At 72.2% G+C, this 21,959-nt stretch carries 20 protein-coding genes; 8 read left to right on the top strand and 12 right to left on the bottom strand.

Features of this window, described 5'->3' with window-relative positions:
* Nucleotides 1-343 precede the first annotated feature (343 nt).
* Both AB0M54_RS37115 and AB0M54_RS37110 read left to right on the top strand, forming a co-directional pair.
* Nucleotides 344-1,957, top strand: a complete 1,614-nt coding sequence (locus AB0M54_RS37115) for an ATP-binding protein (RefSeq protein WP_364476553.1) — start codon at nucleotides 344-346, stop codon at nucleotides 1,955-1,957.
* A 703-nt stretch (nucleotides 1,958-2,660) separates the two neighbouring features.
* On the top strand, nucleotides 2,661-4,241 hold the full coding sequence (locus AB0M54_RS37110) for an MFS transporter (protein ID WP_364476551.1): 1,581 nt from the start codon (nucleotides 2,661-2,663) through the stop codon (nucleotides 4,239-4,241).
* Between the two features lie 345 nt (nucleotides 4,242-4,586).
* Here AB0M54_RS37110 and AB0M54_RS37105 read toward each other — a convergent pair whose 3' ends face one another.
* Nucleotides 4,587-5,591 carry a LacI family DNA-binding transcriptional regulator gene (locus AB0M54_RS37105; protein WP_364476549.1) on the bottom strand — a complete coding sequence of 335 codons (1,005 nt, stop codon included), beginning with the start codon at nucleotides 5,589-5,591 and terminating at the stop codon, nucleotides 4,587-4,589.
* 74 nt (nucleotides 5,592-5,665) lie between these two features.
* Between AB0M54_RS37105 and AB0M54_RS37100 the strand changes: the two genes are divergently transcribed.
* Together AB0M54_RS37100 and AB0M54_RS37095 are read left to right on the top strand one after the other, a co-directional pair.
* Nucleotides 5,666-6,844 (top strand): Gfo/Idh/MocA family oxidoreductase, encoded by a 1,179-nt coding sequence (locus AB0M54_RS37100; protein ID WP_364476547.1) that lies wholly within the window; start codon nucleotides 5,666-5,668, stop codon nucleotides 6,842-6,844.
* A complete protein-coding gene (locus tag AB0M54_RS37095; protein WP_364476545.1) occupies nucleotides 6,841-7,848 on the top strand; it encodes a sugar phosphate isomerase/epimerase in 1,008 nt (335 codons plus the stop codon). The genes AB0M54_RS37100 and AB0M54_RS37095 overlap by 4 nt, the downstream gene beginning before the upstream one ends.
* Before the next feature lie 75 nt (nucleotides 7,849-7,923).
* On the opposite strand, the gene AB0M54_RS37090 is transcribed toward AB0M54_RS37095, so the two are convergent.
* Nucleotides 7,924-8,295, bottom strand: a complete 372-nt coding sequence (locus AB0M54_RS37090; protein ID WP_364322843.1) for a VOC family protein — start codon at nucleotides 8,293-8,295, stop codon at nucleotides 7,924-7,926.
* A gap of 21 nt (nucleotides 8,296-8,316) precedes the next feature.
* Nucleotides 8,317-8,880 carry a TetR/AcrR family transcriptional regulator gene (locus AB0M54_RS37085; RefSeq protein ID WP_364322841.1) on the bottom strand — a complete coding sequence of 188 codons (564 nt, stop codon included), beginning with the start codon at nucleotides 8,878-8,880 and terminating at the stop codon, nucleotides 8,317-8,319.
* 86 nt (nucleotides 8,881-8,966) lie between these two features.
* Between AB0M54_RS37085 and AB0M54_RS37080 the strand changes: the two genes are divergently transcribed.
* A complete protein-coding gene (locus tag AB0M54_RS37080) occupies nucleotides 8,967-9,698 on the top strand; it encodes an SDR family oxidoreductase (protein ID WP_364476543.1) in 732 nt (243 codons plus the stop codon).
* A 5-nt stretch (nucleotides 9,699-9,703) separates the two neighbouring features.
* On the opposite strand, the gene AB0M54_RS37075 is transcribed toward AB0M54_RS37080, so the two are convergent.
* Both AB0M54_RS37075 and AB0M54_RS37070 read right to left on the bottom strand, forming a co-directional pair.
* Nucleotides 9,704-10,396, bottom strand: coding sequence for an SDR family oxidoreductase (locus tag AB0M54_RS37075; protein ID WP_364322837.1), 693 nt, complete (start codon nucleotides 10,394-10,396; stop codon nucleotides 9,704-9,706).
* Nucleotides 10,397-10,444: 48 nt separating this feature from the next.
* Nucleotides 10,445-11,092 (bottom strand): helix-turn-helix domain-containing protein, encoded by a 648-nt coding sequence (locus AB0M54_RS37070; RefSeq protein WP_364476541.1) that lies wholly within the window; start codon nucleotides 11,090-11,092, stop codon nucleotides 10,445-10,447.
* Nucleotides 11,093-11,214: 122 nt separating this feature from the next.
* Between AB0M54_RS37070 and AB0M54_RS37065 the strand changes: the two genes are divergently transcribed.
* The 3 genes from AB0M54_RS37065 to AB0M54_RS37055 are packed head-to-tail and all read left to right on the top strand — an operon-like array spanning nucleotide 11,215 to nucleotide 12,976.
* Complete coding sequence (locus tag AB0M54_RS37065; protein WP_364476539.1) at nucleotides 11,215-11,853, top strand: NAD(P)-binding oxidoreductase; 639 nt, start codon at nucleotides 11,215-11,217, stop codon at nucleotides 11,851-11,853.
* Entirely contained in the window at nucleotides 11,850-12,629 is a 780-nt protein-coding gene (locus tag AB0M54_RS37060; protein ID WP_364476537.1) for an SDR family NAD(P)-dependent oxidoreductase, read from the top strand. Before AB0M54_RS37065 ends, AB0M54_RS37060 begins: the two co-directional genes overlap by 4 nt.
* Nucleotides 12,614-12,976 (top strand): alpha/beta hydrolase fold domain-containing protein, encoded by a 363-nt coding sequence (locus AB0M54_RS37055; RefSeq protein WP_364476535.1) that lies wholly within the window; start codon nucleotides 12,614-12,616, stop codon nucleotides 12,974-12,976. Before AB0M54_RS37060 ends, AB0M54_RS37055 begins: the two co-directional genes overlap by 16 nt.
* 185 nt (nucleotides 12,977-13,161) lie before the next feature.
* On the opposite strand, the gene AB0M54_RS37050 is transcribed toward AB0M54_RS37055, so the two are convergent.
* The 7 genes from AB0M54_RS37050 to AB0M54_RS37020 form a co-directional block, all read right to left on the bottom strand.
* Complete coding sequence (locus AB0M54_RS37050) at nucleotides 13,162-15,762, bottom strand: protein kinase (RefSeq protein WP_364476533.1); 2,601 nt, start codon at nucleotides 15,760-15,762, stop codon at nucleotides 13,162-13,164.
* A 290-nt stretch (nucleotides 15,763-16,052) separates the two neighbouring features.
* Nucleotides 16,053-16,328: a YggT family protein gene (locus tag AB0M54_RS37045; protein WP_364476531.1), complete on the bottom strand. Its 276-nt coding sequence runs from the start codon at nucleotides 16,326-16,328 to the stop codon at nucleotides 16,053-16,055.
* Between the two features lie 48 nt (nucleotides 16,329-16,376).
* Nucleotides 16,377-17,636 carry a HAMP domain-containing sensor histidine kinase gene (locus AB0M54_RS37040; RefSeq protein ID WP_364322822.1) on the bottom strand — a complete coding sequence of 420 codons (1,260 nt, stop codon included), beginning with the start codon at nucleotides 17,634-17,636 and terminating at the stop codon, nucleotides 16,377-16,379.
* On the bottom strand, nucleotides 17,633-18,310 hold the full coding sequence (locus tag AB0M54_RS37035) for a response regulator transcription factor (RefSeq protein ID WP_364322820.1): 678 nt from the start codon (nucleotides 18,308-18,310) through the stop codon (nucleotides 17,633-17,635). Before AB0M54_RS37035 ends, AB0M54_RS37040 begins: the two co-directional genes overlap by 4 nt.
* Before the next feature lie 22 nt (nucleotides 18,311-18,332).
* Entirely contained in the window at nucleotides 18,333-19,604 is a 1,272-nt protein-coding gene (locus AB0M54_RS37030; RefSeq protein ID WP_364322817.1) for a cation:proton antiporter, read from the bottom strand.
* The gene (locus tag AB0M54_RS37025; RefSeq protein ID WP_364476529.1) at nucleotides 19,601-20,929 is read right to left on the bottom strand and encodes a cytochrome P450; all 1,329 of its coding nucleotides are present in this window, start codon (nucleotides 20,927-20,929) and stop codon (nucleotides 19,601-19,603) included. Before AB0M54_RS37025 ends, AB0M54_RS37030 begins: the two co-directional genes overlap by 4 nt.
* Nucleotides 20,926-21,957 (bottom strand): alpha-hydroxy acid oxidase, encoded by a 1,032-nt coding sequence (locus AB0M54_RS37020; RefSeq protein ID WP_364476527.1) that lies wholly within the window; start codon nucleotides 21,955-21,957, stop codon nucleotides 20,926-20,928. The genes AB0M54_RS37025 and AB0M54_RS37020 overlap by 4 nt, the downstream gene beginning before the upstream one ends.
* Between the last annotated feature and the right edge of the window lie 2 nt (nucleotides 21,958-21,959).

The following is a 21,959-nucleotide window of genomic DNA, read 5'->3' as shown; positions in this document are numbered from 1 at the left end:
AAACCTCTCATCTCGGCACACCCGCCTCCCGGTTGCCTCCCGGCGACGTTCCTGGCGGGCCTTGCGGGATCGGCCCGGCGCGATCCCGACGAGGCGTGAGACGCCGAAAAGCTCGGCGAGTTCGGAGACGGCGTGTTTTCCTACCGGACATTTCAGTGGACACCTCGTTTGGGCCGTCGTTTGTGCTGCTCAGGCGGTTGTGGGACGTGTTTGCCAGTGTGTCCGTTGAGGAACGCTCATCGGTCACCGCCGGTACGGTGAGTGTGACAGCGTCGACCGACCGCCTTCCGGGCATGGCGCGGCCACCGAGCCGAGGCACCTGGAGTCCGTGATGACGCAAGACGTGTCCGAGCGAGTCGACGACGTCGACGGCGTGGTGCGCCAGGCGCAGGCCGTGCTCGCGGTAACGCTGCAGGCCTACGTGGCCATCGACACCGAGGGCCGGGTGCTGGGGTGGAATCCCGCCGCCGAGAGAATTTTCGGATTCACTCCCGCGCAGGCGTGCGCACGCGACCTGGCTGACCTGATCATCCCGGTCCGGTTCCGTGACGCGCACCGCGCCGGTATGGCCCGCCTCGCCGCCGGTGAACCCGGCCGGGTCCTCGGGCAGCAGCTGCAGCTGGCCGCTGTGCACCGCGACGGTCATGAGTTCCCGATCGAATTGACTCTGACCGTGACCGATGAACCGGGCGGGCGGGTGTTCCACGCCTTCGCCCACGACGACACCACCGCGCAGCGGGCGGTCCGGTTCGCCGTGGTGGAGGCCGCCGTGGCCGGCGGCCTGGCCGTGGCCGAGTCCAGTACCGTCGCCGCCGCCCGGGTGGTGGAAGCCCTCGGGGTGAGGATGGGCTGGCCGGTGGTGGAGCTGTGGCTGGTCGACGATCACCGGCAGGTGCTGACCTGCGTCGCCCGCCACACCGAGCCCGGCCAACGCCTGGGCGACTTCGCCCTCGACGAGCTGGAGCCCGGTATCGGGCTGCCGGGCCGGGTCTGCGCCGACGGCGCCGCACGATGGATTCCGGACCTGTCCGCCGACGGGGTGTCGCTGCGCAGCGCCGCCGCCGCGCGGATCGGGCTGCGCGTCGCCGTCGGTGTGCCGCTGGCTTTCGGCCGGCACACCCTCGGGGCGCTGTGCGTCTACGCCGAACGGATGGACGACCCCGAAGACACCCTGCTCGGGCTGCTCGGCAGGCTCGCCGCGCAAGTCGGGCAATACCTCGAGCGGCGCCGGGCCGAGGAACTGACCGTGGAACTGGCCCGCACCAAAGACGAGTTCCTGACCATGGTCACCCACGAACTGCGCAACCCGTTGGCGGTTATCAGCAGCAGCACGGCGCTGTTGGACGAGGAACTCGACGAACTCACCAGTGAGCAGCAGCACGAATACCTGCGCATCATCACCCGCAGCGCGCAGCGCCTGTCGGTGATGACCGACGATCTGCTCGACCTGGCCCGCCTCGAATCCGGGCACCTCGCCGTGGACCCGATCGACACCGACCTACGCGACATCATCGAGCAGGCCGTACAGGCGAACGCGACACTGGCCGCCGGCAAACAACTCACCGTGACCATGCAGCTGCCCGAACGGCTCGCCCTGCACGCCGACCCCACCCGGCTGCGCCAGGTCGCCGACAACCTGCTCTCCAACGCCATCAAATACACCCCCGCCGGCGGCACCATCACGATCGCCGCCGGCCTCGACGACACCGGCGACACGATCACCTGGACCGTCGCCGACACCGGCATCGGCATCCCCACCGCCGACCAGACCCGGTTGTTCCGCCGCTTCTACCGCGCCTCCACCGCTCTGGAGAAATGCATTCCCGGCACCGGCCTCGGCCTGGTCATCACCCGCACGATCGTCGAACGCCACCACGGCACCATCACCCTGGCCGAGCACACCGGGCCCGGCACCACCTTCATCGTGCGGCTGCCCAGCACGACACCCAGCGCCTGACCCTGCCCGGAGCGAGCCAGCCCCCGGATGGTGGTTCACCCGAACGTGCAGTGCGCCGCGCATGTCGCGTTATCTGGGGCGGCGCAGACGCTTAACTGCACACCAGACGACCTCTCTGGGATGGGGTAGCTCGTGCCGCATATCCGCGCCGCAGTGCTGGGATCCGACGACCGGTTGCAGGCGGTCGCGCCGGGTGTTGCCGGCCCGGACGTGTGCGTGCGTTCGCCGGGGCGCCTCTGCGTGATGCTGCGGGGCGGGCCGTCGGTGCGGTGATCGGGGGGCGCCCCGTGGCCGTCCGGACCCGTTCATGAGGCAGTCGGTGGACCCGTATCCCATCGCCTCCCGGTCGATGGCTAGGGGGTGCGCATGGATGGCGCGCCCCGGCGCAACCGGCGGTCCCGCGGCCGTGATCGCGGCGATGCCCGACGGGTGCACGAGCGAGAGGACTCGCCCAAACGACATTTGAATGCCAGGGGTGTGCCATTTAACGAAGGACATCGATACGTGCGGAACCCGCGCAGTTCGGTGGCCAGCCGACCCGCTCCAAACGCTGTCACCAGTTTGGGGAGCTGACGGCGTGTCGGGGGATGGGGAGACTGGGGAGCGCTGGCGGTGGGCTGTTGACAAGGGGTGACTGATGGCTGCTGTGTCGGCCGGCCCGCGATCTGGGCGGCCTGGGGCTGCGGTGTGTCTTCTGGTCGCGGTGACGGGTTACAGCCTGACGTTTTGGGCCTGGTCGCTGGCCGGTCCCTTCGGGCCGGCGCCGCAGCTGTGGCCCGGGCTGGGTGGCGGCGGTCCGTTGCTGGCCGTGCTCGCCGCAGTCATCGTGGGGTCGTTGGGGCGCATCCCGGTCGGGGTGTGGACCGACCGGTACGGCGCCGGGATCGTCCTGCCTGTGATCAGCGTCCTGGCCGCCGCCGCTGTGCTGCTGCTCACCGTGGCGGGGCCGGGCCTCGGGACAATGGCGGCGGCGCCGTTGGGAGTGGGCGGCACCAGCTTCGCGGCCGGTGCCGCCGTGGTAATCCGGGCATTCCCGCCGGGCCGGCGCGGCGTGTGGCTGAGCGTCTTCGGCGCCGGCATGGGCTTGGCGTCGGCGGCGGCCATCGTCTCCCGGCTGTGGATCGTGGTCGACCGCCGTAGTGGGCTGCCGCTGCTGGCCTTGGCCCTGATCGGTCACGCCATCGTCGCCGCCGTGCTGCTGCACGAGCGGTCCAGACCGGCGAGGTATCGCGCCAGGGGCCGGGACATCGTGTTGACGCTGCTGCGGTTACCAGCGACCCGCTACCTGTGCGCCTGGTACGCGGTGGGGTTCGGCGGTCTCGTCGCCGCCGGCCTGTACCTGCCGGCCTATCTCCACCGTTGCCACCAACTGCCGGCCGGGAACGCCACACTGGTCACCGGAGCCTGCCTGACCCTTGCCGCCGCCTGCCGGCCGCTCGGCGGCTGGCTCTGCAGAAGGCACAACCCGGTGAGGGTTCTCCGCAACGGGTTCACCGGCGCAGGGCTCGCTGTGCTTGCGCTTGCTCTGCAACCCGACCTCGCCGTCGCCACTGGCGCGCTCGGCGTCTTGGCCGCTTGCCTGGGCAGTGCGAGCGGGGCCGTCCAAGCGCTCATCGGTGACACCGCACACCTGCGACACGCCGGCCTGCTGGCCGGCACGGTCGGCGCGATCGGTGGTCTGGCCGGCGTGCTGCCGCCGTTGTTGCTGGCCGGCACCTACGGGATCAGCGGCACCTACGGGGTCGGACTGACCCTGCTGGCCGCCGTCGTCATGTCCACCGCGTGGCATCTGCACCGCCACCGCCAGGTGATCACCGCGACACTCGCCTTCCCGGACACCGAAGCCTTCCCGGACGACCCAGCCCCTCCCGTCGTCGCGGTGACGTCGCCAAGTCACCGCAGCCCAGGAGAGCAGGCCGATGGCATCGCCACGCTTGCCCGCTTGGCCACCGAACGCGAACTGGTCATTGTCGCGGAAACAACTGCCGGCGGGAGCGGACATCCGATCATCGCAGGACTGCGGATGCGCCTACCCCGACACCGCATCGTCGGGCTCACCAGCGACGGCTGCCCGCACTCGCATGAGATCAGCCTCATCACTGAACTCGTCCACGACGGCGTATTGCCCGTCATCGAGACTCGCGGCGCCGCCGGCGCCGAAATCGTGGCCGCGAGCCTCACTGTCGCGCTGGGAACCACCGACATCCTGCGCCCCGGCAGCCCGCCACTGAACGACTCCAGCCGGCAACCCCTGGATGCCAGTCAGCCCGGCAGGCACCCGTAGCGACGCAGCATGTGGCCCGGAATCCAACCGTCAATCCTGAGTAGACGTGAAGGCTTGGGGGTGGGTCGTGGTTGGTGGAGATGATCACCTGCCATGACCGATAAGGCATTGATGAACGTAACGCTATAGTCGGTGTGGAACCCGCGTGGTTCGGTGGCAAGCCGACCCGCGCCGCAGCCGCGCCCGGGCGCGGCGAGGAGGGGAAGCGGCGCGGCAGCAATGCGGCGGGCGCGGAACTTTCCCTAGACCTAGACAGCAACAGGGCCGCTCCACCCCATGGCGAACGCGGCCCCGAAACACCCGAGCCGGTGGGCCTCGGCGGCCTCGGACATCGGCGGATGGCGGTCAGGCCCTGACTCTCGTCGAGCCGGGGTGACGGGCGGTCGTGCCCCGGATCACCAGGCGCGGCTCGAGGACCACCTCGACCCGGTCGGTGCGCCGCTCGTCGAGCCGGGACACCGCCGCCGCGACCGCGTGCCGGGCCTGGGCCGGGGCGTCCTGGTTCACGGTGGTCAGGTCGATGTGGGCGAGGCGCGCGAGCGTGCTGTCGTCGTACCCGACCACCGACATCGCGCCCGGAACGTCGACGCCCGCCCGGAGGAACGCGTCGAGCAGGCCGACCGCGCAGCGGTCGTTGGAAGCCACGACGGCCGTGGAAGCCGACCCGACCAGCGCGCGCCCCGCCCGGATCCCACCCTCCTCGGTGTGATCGCCGGCGATCACCCGCGGCGCGAGGCCCGCGCGGCGCATGGCGGTCCGGTAACCGCGACGCCGGGTCGTCGCCACCGCGCCCTTGCCGCCGTCGACGAAGGCGATGTCCCGGTGGCCGAGCGAGATCAGGTGGCCGAGGGCGGCGGCCACCCCGACGTCGTCGGCCGGGCGGACGACGTCGACGGCGGCCGAGTCGACCTGGCGTCCGACGACCACGACCGGCACCTGGGCGGCGACCTTCTCCAGCGCCGACGCGGAGGAGTCCGGCCCGAGCAGCAGCACGGCCTCACACCGGAAGTCGAGCAGGGATTCGAGAGCGCGCTCCTCGGAATGACTGCGGGTGAGCGTGGACAGCACCACCTCGTACCCGATCCGATCGGCCTCGACCTGGATCTCCTCGACCAGTTCGGCGTGGTAGGGGCTGCGCACGTCGAGCAGCACCCCGAGCTGGTGCCGCCGGCGCCGGGCCAGCAGCGACGCGGCCCGGTCGGCGCGGTAGCCCAGCTCGGCGGCGGCGGCGAGCACCCGTTGCCGGGTCTGCTCGCTGGGCCCGGGGGCGCCGCGCAGCACCAGCGACACCGAGGCCGTCGAGACGCCGACCCGCGCGGCGACATCCTCCAGCCGTGGCCGTTGATCCACTCGTCCGCCTCCTTGACAGCCCGCCGGGACACCGCAGACAGTACTCGTTATTAAAGCGCTTTAAAGGGAGCCCCATGACCCATGAGATCGGCGTGGCGGTGATCGGCGCGGGCATGGTCGGCCGCGCACACGCCAGCGCCTACCGCAACGCGGCGAGCCTCTACGACCTCGGCGGCCCGTCGGCCCGTCTGGTCGCCATCGCCGACCTGCACGAGCCGTTCGCCACCGACGCCGCCCGCCGGTTCGGCTACGAGAAGGCCGAGACCGACTGGCGCCGGGTCATCGACGACCCGGACGTGCACGCGATCAGCGTCGCCGTCGCCAACCACCTGCACCGCGAGATCACGGTGGCCGCCCTGCAAGCGGGCAAGCACGTGCTCTGCGAGAAGCCGCTCGCGCCCACGATCGCCGACGCCCAGGCCATGGTGGACGCCGCATCGGCTTCGAACGACAGCGTCGACGCCGTCGGCTTCACGTTCCGCCGCTCCCCCGCCATCGCCGCGGTCAAGCAGCAGGTCGAGGAGCACCTCGGCCCGGTACGCCACTTCATCGGCAACTACTGGTGCGACTACGGCTTCGACCCGCGGCGTCCGATCAGCTGGCGCTACCAGGGCGGCCCGGGCAGCGGCGTGCTGGCCGACATCGGCAGCCACCTGACCGACCTGGCCGAGTTCTTCTGCGGCCAGACCGTCGGCGTGCGGGGCGCCACGATGGCCACCCTGATCAAGGACCGGCCGCGCCCGCTCGGGATGGCCCGGGGCCACGCCGGCGGCGTCGCGCTCAGCGACCGGCGGGACCCGGTCGAGAACGAGGACGTCTGCACCTTCACCAGCAGCTACGCCAACGGCGCGGTGGGCACCTTCGCGCTGTCCCGCGTCGCCTATGGGCACGCCAACACCCTGAGGTTCGACCTGTTCTGCGAGCGCGGCACCGCGTCGTTCGACCTGAACCGGCCGGCCGAGTTCGGCATCGTCGACGACGGGCCGGCCCAGGCCGGCAACGGCGCCCGCACGGTGTCGGTCGGCCCGTGGCACCCCTACCTCGCGGGCGGCCTGCCGATGGACTTCCCCACGGTCGGCCACGGCCAGAACGACTTCTTCACCTTCCAGGCCCGCGCCTTCCTCGACCAGATCGGCGGCCTCGACCGCCTGCCCGCCTGCCCCGACATGGCGCACGGGCTGCACAACCTCCGCGTCCTCGACGCGGTCACGAACGCCACCGAGAAGCCCGCGTACGTGGAGGAATCCGCATGAGACTCGGCGCGTACACCGCCTGCCTGCACGACCGCCCCCTCGACGAAGCCTTGACGATCCTGGCTGAGCTCGGCCTGACCAGCGCCGAAATCAACACCGGCGGCTTCATCGGCGCCCCGCACATCCCGATCGACGACCTGCTGGCGAGCGAGACCGCGCGCCAGGACTACCTCGGGCGGTTCGACCAGAAGGGCATCACGCTGACCGGCCTCAACTGCAACGGCAACCCGCTGAACCCGGACCCGCGGGTCGGCCCGAAGCACGCCGCCGACCTGCATCGCAGCATCGAGCTGGCGGCCGCGCTCGGCGTCAGACGCGTCGTCACGATGTCCGGCCTCCCGGGCGGTCACACCGGCGCGAAGACCGCCAACTGGGTCGTCAACCCGTGGGACAGCCAGTTCACCGACATGCTGACCTACCAGTGGGACGAGGTCGCCGTCCCGTTCTGGACCGACATCCAGGCCCGCGCGGCCGCCGCCGACGTCAAGGTCTGCATCGAGATGCACCCGCACAACATCGTCTTCAACCCGGCCACCCTGGAGCGCCTGGTCGAGCGGACCAACGCCACCCACGTGGGCGCCGAGATGGACCCCAGCCACCTCTTCTGGCAGGGCATCGACCCGATCGCCGCAGTCCGCCACCTGGGCGAACTCGTCTTCCACGCCGCAGCCAAGGACACCCGGATCAACGCCGGGAACGTCAAGCTGCACGGCGTACTCGACGATCGTTTCACTCCTGCCCCGGCCGACGCCGAACCGCTCAACCTGGGCGGCGCCAACACCCTCAACCAGTGGCCGCGGTCACCGTCCTGGCAGTTCGTGGCGGTCGGTCGCGGCCACGGCGTCGACGACTTCTGGACCCCGTTCCTGCAGGCCCTGGCCGACATCGATCCCGGCATGGCGGTCAACATCGAGCACGAGGACGCCGAGCTCGGCCAGATCGAGGGACTCCGTCAGGCCGCCGACAACCTGCGCTCCGCGGCGAAGAACGTCAAAACCGTTTGAGGGGTACGCCCACCCACGGTCCCGCCATCTCGGCGAGCCCGCCGGGTGGGCGCGCCTTTGCCGCCCGTTCCGGGCTCAGCTGCCGGGTCGTTCCAGGGGCGACCCGACCCGGTGCAGTGACCCGTCCGGATCCACATAGGAGAACTCCCGCAGGCCCCAGGCCGTGTCGCGGGGCGGGCTCAGGCGGCCGCCCACGCCGGCCGCCGCCCACTCGGCGTGCACCGCGTCGGCGTCCGAGACGTACAGGTAGACCATCGACGACGTGGTCAGCGGGTCGTGGCCGGTCACCTCGCTCAGGTGCAGCGAGATCCCGTCCCGGTCGGCGTACCCGTAGCGTTCCGGCCCGGCGTAGGCGCTCGCCTCGAATCCCAGCCGGCGGTAGCGGTCGAGCGCGACCTCCAGGTCGCGGACGGGCAGGATCGGCGCGATGCGCGTGAAGGTGGCCACCCCGGCAGCGTAGGCCGTATTTCATGGCCCGGGCCGGCCGGCCGGGCTGAGGCCGGCCAGCACCACCGACCGCAGCCGCGGCGCCCGGACGGATCGCTCGGCCGGCGTCAGCAGCGACAGATAGCCGATCAGCAGGACGACATCACGAGCGTCGACGTCGTCGCGTACGGTCCCCGCCTCCCGCCCCGCGGACAGCAGCATCTCGACGGCCGCCGCGATCTGGTCACGACTGTGCGAGGTGACGTCGGCGCGCATCGCGGCCTCGACGGCGGCGAAGACGCCCCGTTTCACCCAGGCGTACTCCTCGACCCGCTCCAGCCACCGCTCCAGGGCCTCGCCGGCCGGCAACTCCCGCACCAGCACGGCCGCCGCGTCACACATCTCGTCGAGGTCCAGCCGATAGACCTCCAGCAGCAGGTCGTTCCGCGTGGGGAAATGCCGGTACAGGGTTCCCTGACCGACGCCGGCCGCCTTGGCGATCTCGTTCAGCCGCACCTCGGCGACGTCGTCGGCGCTGGTCACGATGTCTCGCGCCGCCCGCAGGATCCGGTCACGATTCTCGGTCGCGTCGGCGCGTGGGGTCATCGTCACATCCTTTCGGCTCGCTCATCCGGACACGTGTCCGGTAGCATCGGACACGTGTCCACTTCCACGACAATGGAGGCTACGCCATGACGAACAAGGTTGTCGCGATCACCGGCGCCAGCAGCGGCATCGGCGAGGCGACCGCGCGCGAGCTGGCCGGCCGGGGCGCGGCCGTGGTGCTGGGCGCCCGCCGCACCGATCGTCTCGAGAAGCTGACCGCCGAGATCCGCGCCCGGGGCGGCCGGGCGGCCCACCGCCAGGTCGACGTCACCGCGCCGGCCGACCTGGCCGCCCTGGTCGAGCTGGCCGTCACCGAGTTCGGCCGCCTCGACGTCCTGGTCAGCAACGCCGGCATCAGCAAGATCGGCCCGGTCGCCGACCTCGACCTGGCCGGCTGGCAGGCCATGATCGACGTCAACGTCCACGGCGTCCTGCACGGCCTGGCCGCGGCCCTGCCCGTCTTCGAACGCCAGCGCCGCGGCCACCTGGTCACCACGATCTCCACGGCCGGCCTGAAGATCACCCCCACGATGGCCGTCTACGGCGGCACGAAGAACGCCGTCCGCACCATCCTCGAGGGCCTGCGCCAGGAGTCCACCGCCGGCTGGCTGCGCACCACTTCGGTCTCCCCCGGCTACGTCCGCACCGAACTGGCCGACAGCATCGACGACCCGGCCCTGCGCGACCAGATCCGCCGCACCATGAACGCCTTCGCCCTCGACCCGTCCGCCGTGGCCCGGGCCATCGCCTTCGCCATCGACCAGCCCGACGACGTCGAGATCGGCGACATCACCATCCGCCCCACCACCCAGGATTAGCCGTGCTACAGGCTCTGGCCGCCGGAGAGGTCGATGATGCTGCCGGTGGCCCACTGGAACGCGTCGGAGAGGATCGCGGGCACGGCCGCCGTGATGTCGTCGACGCCGGCGATCCGGCCCTGGGCGATGGTGTGGGCCGCGAGCTCCTTGACCCGGTCCGACCGCATGATGCCGCCGGCGAAACCGGTCTCGGCGGCGCCGCCCATGATCGCGTTCACCCGGATCGAGCGGGCGGCCAGTTCCACGGCCTGATAGCGGGTCAAGACCTCGATGGCGCCCTTGACCGCGGCGTACGCCGACATGCCGGGCACCACACCGCGGGTGATCGCGGTCGTCACGTTGAGCACGCGCCCTCCGTCGTTCATCAGCGGAAGCAGGCTCTGGGTCAGGAAGAACGGCGCCTTGAGGTTCGTGTCGACCAGGTCGTCGAACTGCTCGACCGTGGTCTCCTCGAACGCCGCGTAGACGCCGATCCCGGCGTTGTTGATCAGGAAGTCGACCTTCGCGCCGCCGAGCCGCGCTTCCAGCGCGGTGCGGAACGCCGGGTACGTCTCGGTGCGCCGGACGTCGAGCGGCAGAAGGTCGCTGTCGCGGCTGGTTCCGATCACCGTCACGCCCGCCTGGGTCAGGTGGCGGGCCATGCCCTCGCCCAGTCCGCGTCCGGCGCCGGTGATCACTGCGATTTTCGATTGGTTCACACCGGCCAGGATGGGGACGATCCCCGGACCGGGGCGGAAACTGTCCGCTCAGCGGACAGTCATGGCCAGCCGGCGTTCCAGCTCGGTCGCCGCGCGGTGGACCAGGGCCGCCGCCCGTTCGGCCGGACGCTGCGACGACGTGGCGATCTGCAGAGCCACCCGGCGCCGGCCGGGCAGGGTGACCGGGACCGCGTAACAGGTCAGCCCGTCCACCAGATCCTGGTCGTCGACGGCCGCGCCGAACCGCCGGCGCCGTGGCCCGGGGTCGCCGCCCAGGACGATCCCGGCCGCCGTGTCCGCGGGCATGGGCGCGCCCGGGTGCGCGGCGATCGGCAGCTCGTCACGGCCCGGAATCATCTCCAGCGCCACGAACGCGTCGCCGCCCGGCACGACCAGCGACACCGTGGCGCCGGTCTCCTCGCGCAACGACTGGATCACCGTCGCGGCCGACCGGCGCAGCCCCGGCAGCGGTTCGACGCCCTGGGCGAGATCGATCAGACCGGCGGCCAGCACCCAGCGGCCGTCACGCCACTCGGCCGAGCCGGCGGCGGCGAGCTGCCCGAGCAGCCGGTGGACGGTCGGCCGGGGCAGGCGGGTGAGCGTGGCCAGCCGGGCGATCTGCCGGTCCGGGCCGGTCTCGGGCAGCGCCCGCAGCACCCGGAAGGCTCCGTCGACGACGCTCCGGCTGTCTCCCATTCCTTACGTAACGGCCGATCGGGGGCGGTGTTCAACGGGTCCGCGCATCGCTGGCGGGAACCCGGCGATGGGTGGCGCTGATGGCGGTGTCACATGCGGCTGGGCGGGACGAGCATGAGCGCATGCGGTTGTTGATCGTGGGGGCGAGCGGCGGGCTCGGGCGGCAGGTGGTCGGCCGGGCGGTGGCGCGCGGGCATGAGGTGACCGCGCTGGTCCGGCGGGCCGGTTCGGCTCCGGCTCTTCCGGGGGTACGCGAGGAGCACGGCGCCGTGGGTGACGATCTGGCCGCCGTGTCCGGCGTGATGGCCGGGCAGGAGGCGGTGGTCAGCGCCCTGGGCAATCCGCTGTGGGTGGCCGGGCGGCGCGGGCCGGCCGTGCTGGCGCGGGCGGCGGCCAACCTGGTCACGGCGATGCGTCTGCACGGCGTGCGACGGATCGTGCTTCCGCTGGCCTGGGGCTCCGGGCGGTCCCGGGGTCACACCAGCCCGCCGCTGCGGCTGCTCACCCGGGTGGTGATCCGCCGGGACTACCGGGACTTCGACACCGCCGAGGCGATCGTGACCGGCGCCGGGCTGGACGCCACGATCGTCTACTTCGGGGCGCTCACCGACCGGCCCGGGGCGGCCAGAACGGATGCTTCCCTGCGTACACCATCGCCTTTGGCCGTGAGCCGGACCGGCCTCGCCGCCTGCCTGATCGACCAGGCCGAGTCCCGCGCGGCCGGGGTGACGCGCCTCGCGGTGAGCGGGGCGGCGGCGTGACGCTCGACGGCCGGACCGTGGTCATCACCGGCGCCAGCTCGGGACTCGGCGCCGAGGCGGTGCGGCTGCTGGGCGAGCGGGGCGCGACCGTGCACGCCGTGGGCCGCGACGCCGAACGGACCCGCCGGGTCGGCGGCCGGCACGCGTACACAGTGGACTTCGCGCGGCTCGACGACGTGCGGCGGCTGGCCACCGAGCTACGCGCGCGGCTCGACCACATCGACGTGCTCGCCGCCAACGCGGGCGCGGTGGTGCCGCGCGGTGTCACGGCCGACGGCATCGACGCGGTGTTCCAGGTCAACGCGATCGGTCCCTGGCTGCTGACGACGCTGCTCGCCGACCGGCTCCGGGGCGGCCGGGTGCTGGCCACGAACTCCCGCTCCCACCGCGGCGCGGTGATCGGCGACGTCCCCGCCCTGGCCGAGGGGCGGCCGCCGCTGCCCGGCCATCGGGCGTACGCTCGGGCCAAGCTCGCCGCCGGCATCCTGCTGCGCGAGTTCGGCCGCCGCCACCCCGACGTCGACGTGGGCGACTTCCACGCCGGGATCCTCGCCACCGACTTCGGCCGCTACCTGGGCGAACGCACCGGACGCGCGGCGAAGACGGCGGCCCGCCCGTTCCTCGGCTCCCCCGCCGACGGCGCCGCCTGCCTGGTCGCCCTGGCCGAACGCGACACCCCGCTGGCCGGCGGCCACCACACGCGAGCCCGCCCCGCCCGTGGCGCCGAACAGCTTTATTCGCCCGATCTGGGAAGGGACCTGTGGCCACCGACCTGACCCGCCGCCACCCGTCGCGGCACTTGTTCGCCGACGGTTTCATGCTCACCGACCGCGAGGTCGACTGGTTCCAGCACCAGTACGCGGCCACCGCCGACCGCACCGACCCGCGCCTGTCACCCCTCCTGGCCGACCCCGGCCCCACTCCGGCCACCGTGTGGACGGCCGGCTTCGACCCCCTCCGAGACGAGGGCGAGGCCTACGCCCACAGGCTGAACGCCACCCTCCACCGCGAGCCCGACCTGGTCCACGGCTACCTGAGCTTCTACCCCCTGAGCCGCCGCTTCCGCACCGCCGCCCTGGCCGTGGCCGCCGAAATCCGCGCCACCCTGGCGAAACCCGCCTGACCCGCGCCCGGCATGACCAGAATCGGCTGCCCGGTGACGCGGCGGGACGCGGTGGCCCGGCCGTGGCCCCCTTGCAACGCCCGGGTCCCACCCCGCCGCCCTGACGAACCTCCGGCTCGATCCGCTTACAACGCCCGGATCTCCCTCGCTGCCCTCACGAACCCCCCGGCCGGGCCGGGCCGCCCTCAGGGAGTCCGGCTGACCCGGGTGAAGGACTGGGTGGAGGAGTCATCGTCGCCGTAGGTGGTCATCCGGGTGTCCGAGCAGGTGAACGGCGCCCGGTTGTCGCCGTTGCCGAGGTTGCCCCCGTACTGCCGCCTGCCGTCCCGCTTCATCACGAAGGTCAGCTGCCCCGAATACCCGCTGAAGTAGGCCTGCCCGCCGCGCGTCTCGATGCGGTACTTGATGGTGCCCTTGATGGTCTCTTCCCACTTCCGCCCCTTGACGGTCGCGGTCAGCGGTTTGAGTCCACCCCAGGCGTCCACCGCGCGGCCGTCCGGCCAGATCCGTGTGATGGCGCCGCCGGTGCTGGTGAAGCGCGCCTCAACGCCGTTCATCGGCTCGTTGATGACCTGCATCGACACCATCCGCCAGGTCCCCACCAGACAGGGGTCGAGCAACGGATTGACCGGCTTGCTGGCCGCCGGCTTGGCCGAAGCCTTGGAGGGCACAACCGCGAGAGCCGCGCCCTTGCTAGGGCTGACTTCCCGGCCACGCCCACCGTCATCATCCCGAGACCACGCGAACCACAAAACCGGCGCCGCAACCACGACGGCGACAGCCGCCCCCACCGCCACCAACACCCTGCCCGACACACCCCGCCGCCCAGCACCCCCACCTTCAAGCGCCGCAGGCGTCAAAGGCACCGGCCGCGGCTGCCGCGGAACAGCCGCCACCCCGAACCCCGAAACCGCCCCCTCGACAGCCGTCGGGTGCAGAGCCTCGCCCGCCTCCCGAGGAACATCCCGTCCAGCAGCCGTCAACGCTGACACCGGAGGCGCAGAGATCGACGGCGCAGCGACCGGCGAGTTGGGGCCTGTCGACGCTGGGCCCATCGACGCTGGGGTTGTTGAGGTTGGGATAGCCGAGGTTGGGATAGCCGAGGTTGGCGCATCCAGCAGCGCCTCCCCGGTCGCCGGGCCTGGGACGGCCTGCTTAGGGACAGTAGCTGGACCGTGGTCGGGCACCGTCGCATCAGCCGCCGTGACAGCCACCTCGGTGTCCAGCCCATCGGAAGCACCCGCCGAAGCGACAACCTCGGTGTTCCCGCCAAAGACAGAGCCCGCCGGTGAAGCAGCTTGGCCGCGTCCGCCCGCGGTAGCCCTGGCCGAATCGATCGCCTCGGCGCTCTCGCTGTCATTACTGCCGGCCGGAGCAGCGGAGTTCCCGGCGTCGGCTACCACCGTTCCCGCCGCGGGCACAGCGACCGTCTCGACATCGGACCGCGCTTCGGCTTCAGTCTCGGCCGGAAGATGACCTGACAATCCGGCAGCCTGGGTCCCGGAGGCGACGGTCACAGATCCAGCACCCGCTTGCCCGGCGGGCCCGGTCGCAGAGGTTGCGCCTGGCAACGCGGCGGCCTCGGTCACGCAATCGGCACCCTGTAGCCCCGAAGGCTCCGTTGCAGAGCCAGCATCCGGCGAACCCACCGGCTCGGTCTCGGCCGGGGAGGCGCCCGGCGACCAGGCAGGCTCCGTCACAGAATCGGCACCCGGCGAACCCACCGGCTCGGTCGTGGCCGGGGTGGAGGCCAACACCGCGCCGGGCGGAAGTGGGGTGTTCTCGGGGAAGACGGCTGCGGTGGGGCCTTCGGGGGTGTCGTGGGAGGTAGGAGCGGCCAGGGTTGGTGGGGGCGCTACGGCGGTGTGGTCGCGGTCGGGGTCGGTGAAGCGGGATTTGCGGCTCGGCGCGGGCAGGAAGCGGGAGAGGCCGCGGCGGTGGGCTGGGGGCGTACTCGGGTCGGGGGTTTTGGCGGCGTTGAGCAGCAACGGCCTGGCCTGGTCGGAGGTCAGGCGGCGCTCGGGGTCCTTCTCCAGGAGGCCCTTGATAACGGGCCACAGCTGGCCGCCATGGGCGGGTGGCTCGGGGCGGGACGACAGGATCGCGGCAATGGTCGTCTGGGTGTCCTCGCGGTGGAAAGGGGATCGGCCGGTCATCGTCAGGTAGAGGGTGACGCCCAGGGACCAGAGGTCGGCGGCGGCGGTGGCGGGCCTGCCGTTGATGCGTTCGGGCGGCATGAAGGCCGGCGAGCCGATCATCTGGCCGGTGACCGTGATGGCGGTGGCGTCGTCGAGGGCGGCGATGCCGAAGTCGGTGAGCACCACGCGGTCGGTGTCGAGCAGGATGTTGGCCGGTTTGACGTCCCGGTGCAGGACGCCCTGGCGGTGGGCGGCCCTGAGCGCGTCGAGCACCCGCAGGCCGATCTCGGCGGCGCGCTGGGCGGGCACGACGCCGGTCTCGCGGATCAGGTCGGCCAGGGACCGCCCGTCGATCAGCTCCATGACGATCCACGGGCGACCGGCCTCGGTGACCACGTCGTGCACGGTGATGATGTCGGGGTGTCTCAGCCGGGCCGCGGCCTGGGCCTCGCGCAACGCCCGCCGGACCAGCGGGTCGCCGGCGTCGACCGGACCGTCGCCGGCCCCGGGGAAGTAGATCTCCTTGATGGCCACGTCGCGGCCGAGCAACTCGTCGTGGGCGTGCCAGACGGCGCCCATCCCGCCCCGCCCGAGCCGTCGCACAAGCCGGTAACGCCCCGCCACGATCCTTGTCGTCCCCCCGGCCATGCCGCGCAATCTACCGTCCTCCCCTGTCCCACCCGCCTCCAGTGCCAGCGTGCGTCCCACCGTCAAGTCACCCGCGCCACGAACACGAAAAGGCCCAGCAGGCCAGCCGCGCCACGAGCACCAAAAGGCCTGCCAGGCCAGCCGCGCCACAGGCACGAAAGAGCCTGGCAAGCCAGCCGCGCCACGAACACCACAACGCCCAGCACGCCAGCCCCGGCCACAGACACGAAAAGGCCCGGCAGGCCGAGGCCTGCCGGGTCAAGAAAGGACGGGAGAGGTGGAGACGGAGGTCAGATGAAGGAGCGGATGATCACGACCGCGAGGAAGACGACGATGAACGAGAGGTCGATGCCGACGCCGCCGAGGCGGAGGGGCGGGAGGACGCGGCGGACGGGGCCCAGGACGGGTTCGGTCGCGGCGTGGACGCCGTGGGTCGCGCGGGAACGGAACGTGCCGGGCACGCTGGGGCCGGCCAGCGCCACCGACCAGTCGAGGACGGCTCGGGCGACGAGCAGCAGCTGGAACAGCAGCAGCACGAAGCTCACCAGAGCGAGCACGGGACCCATGGAACTCCTTCGTACTGAGGTAGCGAGCGAACCTCTACTCTGCGTCACTCAGTTGTGAGAACGCTGAGTTCCGGCTGAGGGTTTCCACGGTACGGCCAGGGGAAGCCGCACCGTGAAGGTCGCGCCCTGGCCCAGCCGCCCGGCCGCGCTGATCGTGCCGCCGTGGCCGGTCACCACCTCGCGCAGCAGCGCCAGGCCGAGGCCGAATCGTCGTTCGTCGCTGCCGCCGCGGTGGAAGCGGTCGAACATCCGCTCGGCGCCGGCCGGGTCGAAGCCTTCCCCGGTGTCGGCCACCACCAGCTCGACCTGACCGGCGACGGGGGCGACGGAGATCGCGATGCGGTCACCCGGATGGGTGTGCCGCAGCCCGTTGGTGATCAGCTCACCGACCACGCGGCGCAGCGCCGATTCGATGCCGGTGACCGGCAGGGGATCGTCGGGCCGGGTCAGCGTCAGGGTCACCCCTTGCTCGGCGGCCCGGTCGACGTCGGCGGCGGCCGAGGACTCGACCAGGGCGGCCAGGTCGATCGGCCCGTCGGGCGACGACGCCGGCGCCGCGGCGAGGCGGGCCGAGAGCAGCAGTTCGTCGACGATCTCGCCGAGCCGCCGGGTCGCGCCGACCAGCCGGTCGAGTTCGGCGTTCTGGCCGCCGGGGTCGGACCGGCTGAGCCGCCGGGCGATGAGCTGGGCCCGGGTGTGCACCTGCGCGATCGGCGTACGCAGCTCATGGCTGGCGTCGGCGACGAACCGCCGCTGCCGGGTGAGCGCCTCGGCCAGCGGCCGGACCGCCTGGTGCCCGACGACCATGGCGGCGAACCCGGCCGCGACCAGCCCGACGAGGGCGGCCAGGGCCAGCGCGAGCAGCAGGTGGCGCCGGTCGGCGAGCTGGTAGCGGGCGTCGAACACGACCTGCACGATGTCGGCGCCGCGGGCCTGGGTGCGTACGTGGTAGACGGTGTCGCCGCTGGGCACCGCGGTGACCCGGACCTCGCCGCGGGCGGCCGCGTCCATGTCGGCGAGCAGCGGGAACCCGGCCGGCGCCGGCGCGCGGCCGGTGGTCAGCACGCCGTCGCGGCGGACGATCTGCCACACGCAGTTGGGCGGCCCGGACGGGTCGGCGCTCGCCACCGCGGTGGCGAGCTCGCGCTGGATGAGGCTGTCCTGCGAGCGGACGAGCGCGAAGTAGGCCACGCCGCCGATCATCGCGACCGACGCGCAGACGATCAGCCCGACCACGATGCCGACCCGGAAGCGGGCGCGGCAGACGACGGCGAGTTCGTCGGGCTCGAGCTGGAGGCCGGTCCTCACGACAGGGCCCCGAGCCGGTAGCCGAGCCCGTGCACGGTCTTCACCGCGCCCCGGCCGAGTTTGCGCCGCAGGTAGTAGACGTAGGTGTCGACGATGGAGGCGGCCGCCGCCTCGTCGAAGACCCGGCGCCGCAGCTCGTTGCGGGAGTGCACCGCGTTGGGCCGGGCGGCCAGCACCCGGAGCAGCTCGAACTCGCGGGCCGACAGTCCGACCCGGCCGCCGTCGGGCAGTTGCACGTCGCGCAGCGACAGGTCGAGCAGGCCGCTGCCGATCCGCAGCGCGTCGGCGGGCTCGGGCACCCGCCGGCACAGGGCCCGGACCCGGGCGCACAGCTCGTCCAGGTCGAAGGGTTTGACCAGGTAGTCGTCGGCGCCGCCGTCCAGCCCGGCGATCCGGTCGCCGACGGTGCCGAGCGCGGTGAGCATCAGCGCCCGGGCCGTGCAGGCCCGGGCGCGCAGCTTGGTGACCAGCGCGAGACCGTCGAGGGCGGGGAGCATCCGGTCGACGACCAGCACGTCGTACGGCCGGGTGAGGCCCAGGTGGAGGCCGCGCTGACCGTCGGCCGCGTCGTCCACGACGTACCCGTCGTCGGCGAAGGTTTCGGTCAGCATTTCCCTGAGCTCGGCATCATCCTCGACCAGGAGAAGCCGATGCGACCTGGCAGCGACGCGCATCCATCGACAATCGCATATGTCTCTACACTTGAACCTGTGATTTTTGACTCAGCAAATATTCGGACCGTCCGGTCCTGATCTCCCGGCGCTCGATCCAGCTCAGCAGGGGCGTGGTCATCAGCGTGGTGACCAGCGCGACGACCACCAGGACGGTGAACATGGCCCGGTCCACGATGCCCGCCTCCAGGCCCACGTTGAGGGCGATGAGCTGCATCAGACCGCGGGCGTTCATCAGCGCGCCGACCCGCAGGGCGACCGGCTGCGGCTCGCCGCGCCAGCGGGCGGCCATCCAGCAGGCCCCGAACTTGCCGGCGACCGCGAGCGTCACGCAGGCGATCGCGAAGAGCAGCACCCTCGGGTCGGAGAGCAGGCCGAACTCCGTACGCAGGCCCGAGAACGTGAAGAAGAGCGGCAGGAACACGGTGGACGCCACCGGGTTGACCGTGTCCACCACCTTCTCGGCCCGCGGCACGTGCGGCATCAGCGCGCCGACCACGAAGGCGCCGAAGACCGCGTAGAGCCCGATCTCGTCGGTGTACCAGGCGACCAGGAACAGCAACGCCACGGTGGCGAGCAGGCGGGTGCGGTCGTCCAGCCGGTCGCTGGTGACGAGCGCGCGGGTGACCCGCCGCCCGAAGAACAGGGCCGCCGCGGCGAACAGCACCGCCCCGCCGATCGTGATCAGCGCCGACGTGAAGACGCCCGAGGCGAACGCCAGGACCAGGGCCAGCCCGATCCAGGCCACGGCGTCGTCGATGGCGCCGCTGGCCAGCGCGACCGAGCCGTGCCGGGTCCCGGCGTGCCCGCGCTCGGTGATGATCCGGGCCAGCATCGGGAAGGCCGTGATGGCCAGGGCCACGCCGACGAAGGCGGCGAGCACGCCCAGCGACACGCCGGGCGGCCGCAGCGGCACGAAGCGGTCGGTCGCGACCACCAGGCCGGCGCCCAGCACCAGCGGCACGGTGATCCCGGCCAGCGACACCGCGCCCGCCGTACCGCCCAGGCCGGTGATCTTGTGGCCGCTGAACGCGTACCCGGCCTGGAACATGAACAGCACCAGGCCGACCTGGCCCAGCACGTAGAGCACGGGCAGCAGCGGGGCCGGGAACAGCGCGTCCTGCACGCCGGGCAGCAGCAGGCCGAGCAGGGACGGCCCGAGCATCACGCCGGCCAGCATCTCGCTGACCACCGGCGGCTGGCCGACCTTGCCGAGCAGCCAGCTCACCAGCTTGCAGAAGATCAGGATCACCGCCACCGCGATGAAGAAGCGAGGCGCCAGTTCAGTGGGTGTCACGTGCGTACCTCCTCGAAATAGCGCGCGCACAGCCGCTGCCGGCGGGCGTCGATGACCATGTACGTGCCGAGGACGAGCTGGATCAGGCTGCGGCCGGCGTCCTCCCAGCGGTCGCGAATCCTGAGAAAACCGAGCTGGAGCCCCCCGGGCGGAGAAACGGACGGCGGGGTGAGATAGGCCGGGCCGCGGGAGGGAAGGGAGCGGGGGTGCGCGGCGGAAGATGCCAAGGCGAAATGCCGCAGGACCGTACGCACGGCCGCCCGCAACATCACCGGCGCCGACCCCCGCGCGGGGCAGGCCCGGTTGGCCGTAACACCGAAGGGGATGAAGTGTGCGTCCGCGCGGCGCAAGGTCAGCCAGCGCGAGGGGTCGAAGGAAGGGTCTGACGCGGCACCCGTGCGCTGGTAGGCCAGGTAGTTGAACAGCAGCACCGACCCGGCGGGCAGGACGATGCCCGAGGGCAGGGCGATCTCGTCCGAGGTGATCCGGTGCGCCACCCCGAACAGCGGATGCACCCGCAACGTCTCGTCGATCACGCGGTCGATGGCGTCGTCGTCAGCCACCGGAGAAAGAACGCCAGGAGAGCCGGCGACCGACAGCAGGACGTGGGCCATCGCCTCGGACATCTGCACGACCGCGGTGTTGAAGAACGCCCCCTGCAGGTACCACGCGGTCTCCTGCGAAGTGAACGGTTCCGGCAGCGTGACCGGACAGGTCCCGTTTTCGATGCGGCGCAACAGGTAGCGGGTCATCGCGTGGCGGCGGTCCATGTGCCGCAGCCGGGTGCCCTTGAGCGCGCTCACCACGTCGTCCGCGTTGGCCACGATCAGCTCGCGCGCCTCGGGCGGGCACGGCTCGCCGAAGACCAGCTCGTGGTAGACCTCGGCCCAGACCGGCATCATCAGGTCGCGCAGCCGCACCAGGCTGGTCCGGTCGCCCGGCAACTCCGTCAGCACACGACGGGTGGCCGCGGCGGCCAGTTCATAGGACCGCTGATGGGGTACGGCGAGCACCCGCCGCGTGGTCCGGGCGACGGTCCGGTACCGCTCGCCCGGCTCCAGGTGCTCCTGGTGCATCTGCGGACCGGGCGCCAGCCAGTACCAGAACAGGTCGGAGAGCCCGGCGCCCCGGCTGCGCCCGTCGGCGGCCGGGTGGGCGTACACCAGCTCGAAATCCTCCGGGCCGACCAGCGGACCCGGCACCGGAACGCCCTCCTCGCCGTTCACCCGCGCGAAGATCCACTCCCGGAGGCGGACCACCGCCCTCTGTGCCTCCCGATCGAAGGAAGAATGCCGGCGATCATGACGCTCGCTTCGCTCGGTCATGACGCGGCCACCATGGAGGCGTCGAGGTCGGCGGGGGTGCGGGCCCCGGCCAGCGCCAGCACGTGATCGAGGTCCGCTTCGAACATCGCCAACACGTCGTGTACGCCCGGAGCGCCGCCCGCCGCGAGTCCCCACAGGACGGGCCGCCCCAGCAGCACCGCGGTCGCGCCCAGGGCCAGCGCGACCAGCACGTCCGCGCCACGGCGCACGCCGCCGTCGACCAGCACCGGCACCCGCCCGCCGACCGCCGCCACGACCGCGGGCAGCGCGTCCAGCGTGGCGACCGCGCCGTCGAGCTGGCGGCCGCCGTGGTTGGAGACGATCACCCCGGCCACGCCGGCCGCCACCGCCGCCGAGGCGTCGGCCGGGTGCAGCACGCCCTTGACCAGGATCGGGAGCCCGGTCACCCCGCGCAGCCAGGCGATCGTGTCCCAGCCGAGGGTGTCGTCCATCGCGATGTCCCGCACCCGGCCGTCCGCGTCGCGCATGTTCTCGCAGGCCAGGCCGTCCGGCAGGTCGACGAATCGATTTCGGCGGTCGCGGTCGCGGCGGCCGAACACCGGCGAGTCGGCGGTGACCACGAGAGCGCGGCAGCCGGCCTTCTCCGCCCGCTGCACCACGGCCGCGGTGAACGCCCGGTCGGGCTGCGGGTAGAGCTGGAACCACAGCGGGCCGCCGGCCTCGGCGATCCGCTCGACCGGCTCGGTGGCGGCCATGCTGACCGTCAGCACGGTCCCGGTGGCCGCGGCCGCCTTCGCGGTGCCGGATTCGCCGTCGGCGTGCGCGAGCCGGTGGAAGGCGGTGGGAGCGACGAGGATGGGCGTCCTGGAGACGCCGCCGGGCAGAACGACGCGAAGGTCGCGGGGACCGGTGGCGCGCAGGACCCGGGGCACGATCTGGCGGCGCTCGAAGGCGGCGATGTTGGCGCGCAGGGTGCGCTCCTCCCCCGCCCCGCCCGCGAAGTAGTCCCAGTAGACCGGTTCGAGCACGCGACGGGCGCGGTCGGCCAGCTCGGTCAGCGCCCGCACGC

Source organism: Actinoplanes sp. NPDC051470, from assembly GCF_040682035.1.
Classification (GTDB): Bacteria; Actinomycetota; Actinomycetes; order Mycobacteriales; family Micromonosporaceae; genus Actinoplanes.
This window is presented reverse-complemented; position numbering and strand designations above follow the sequence as displayed.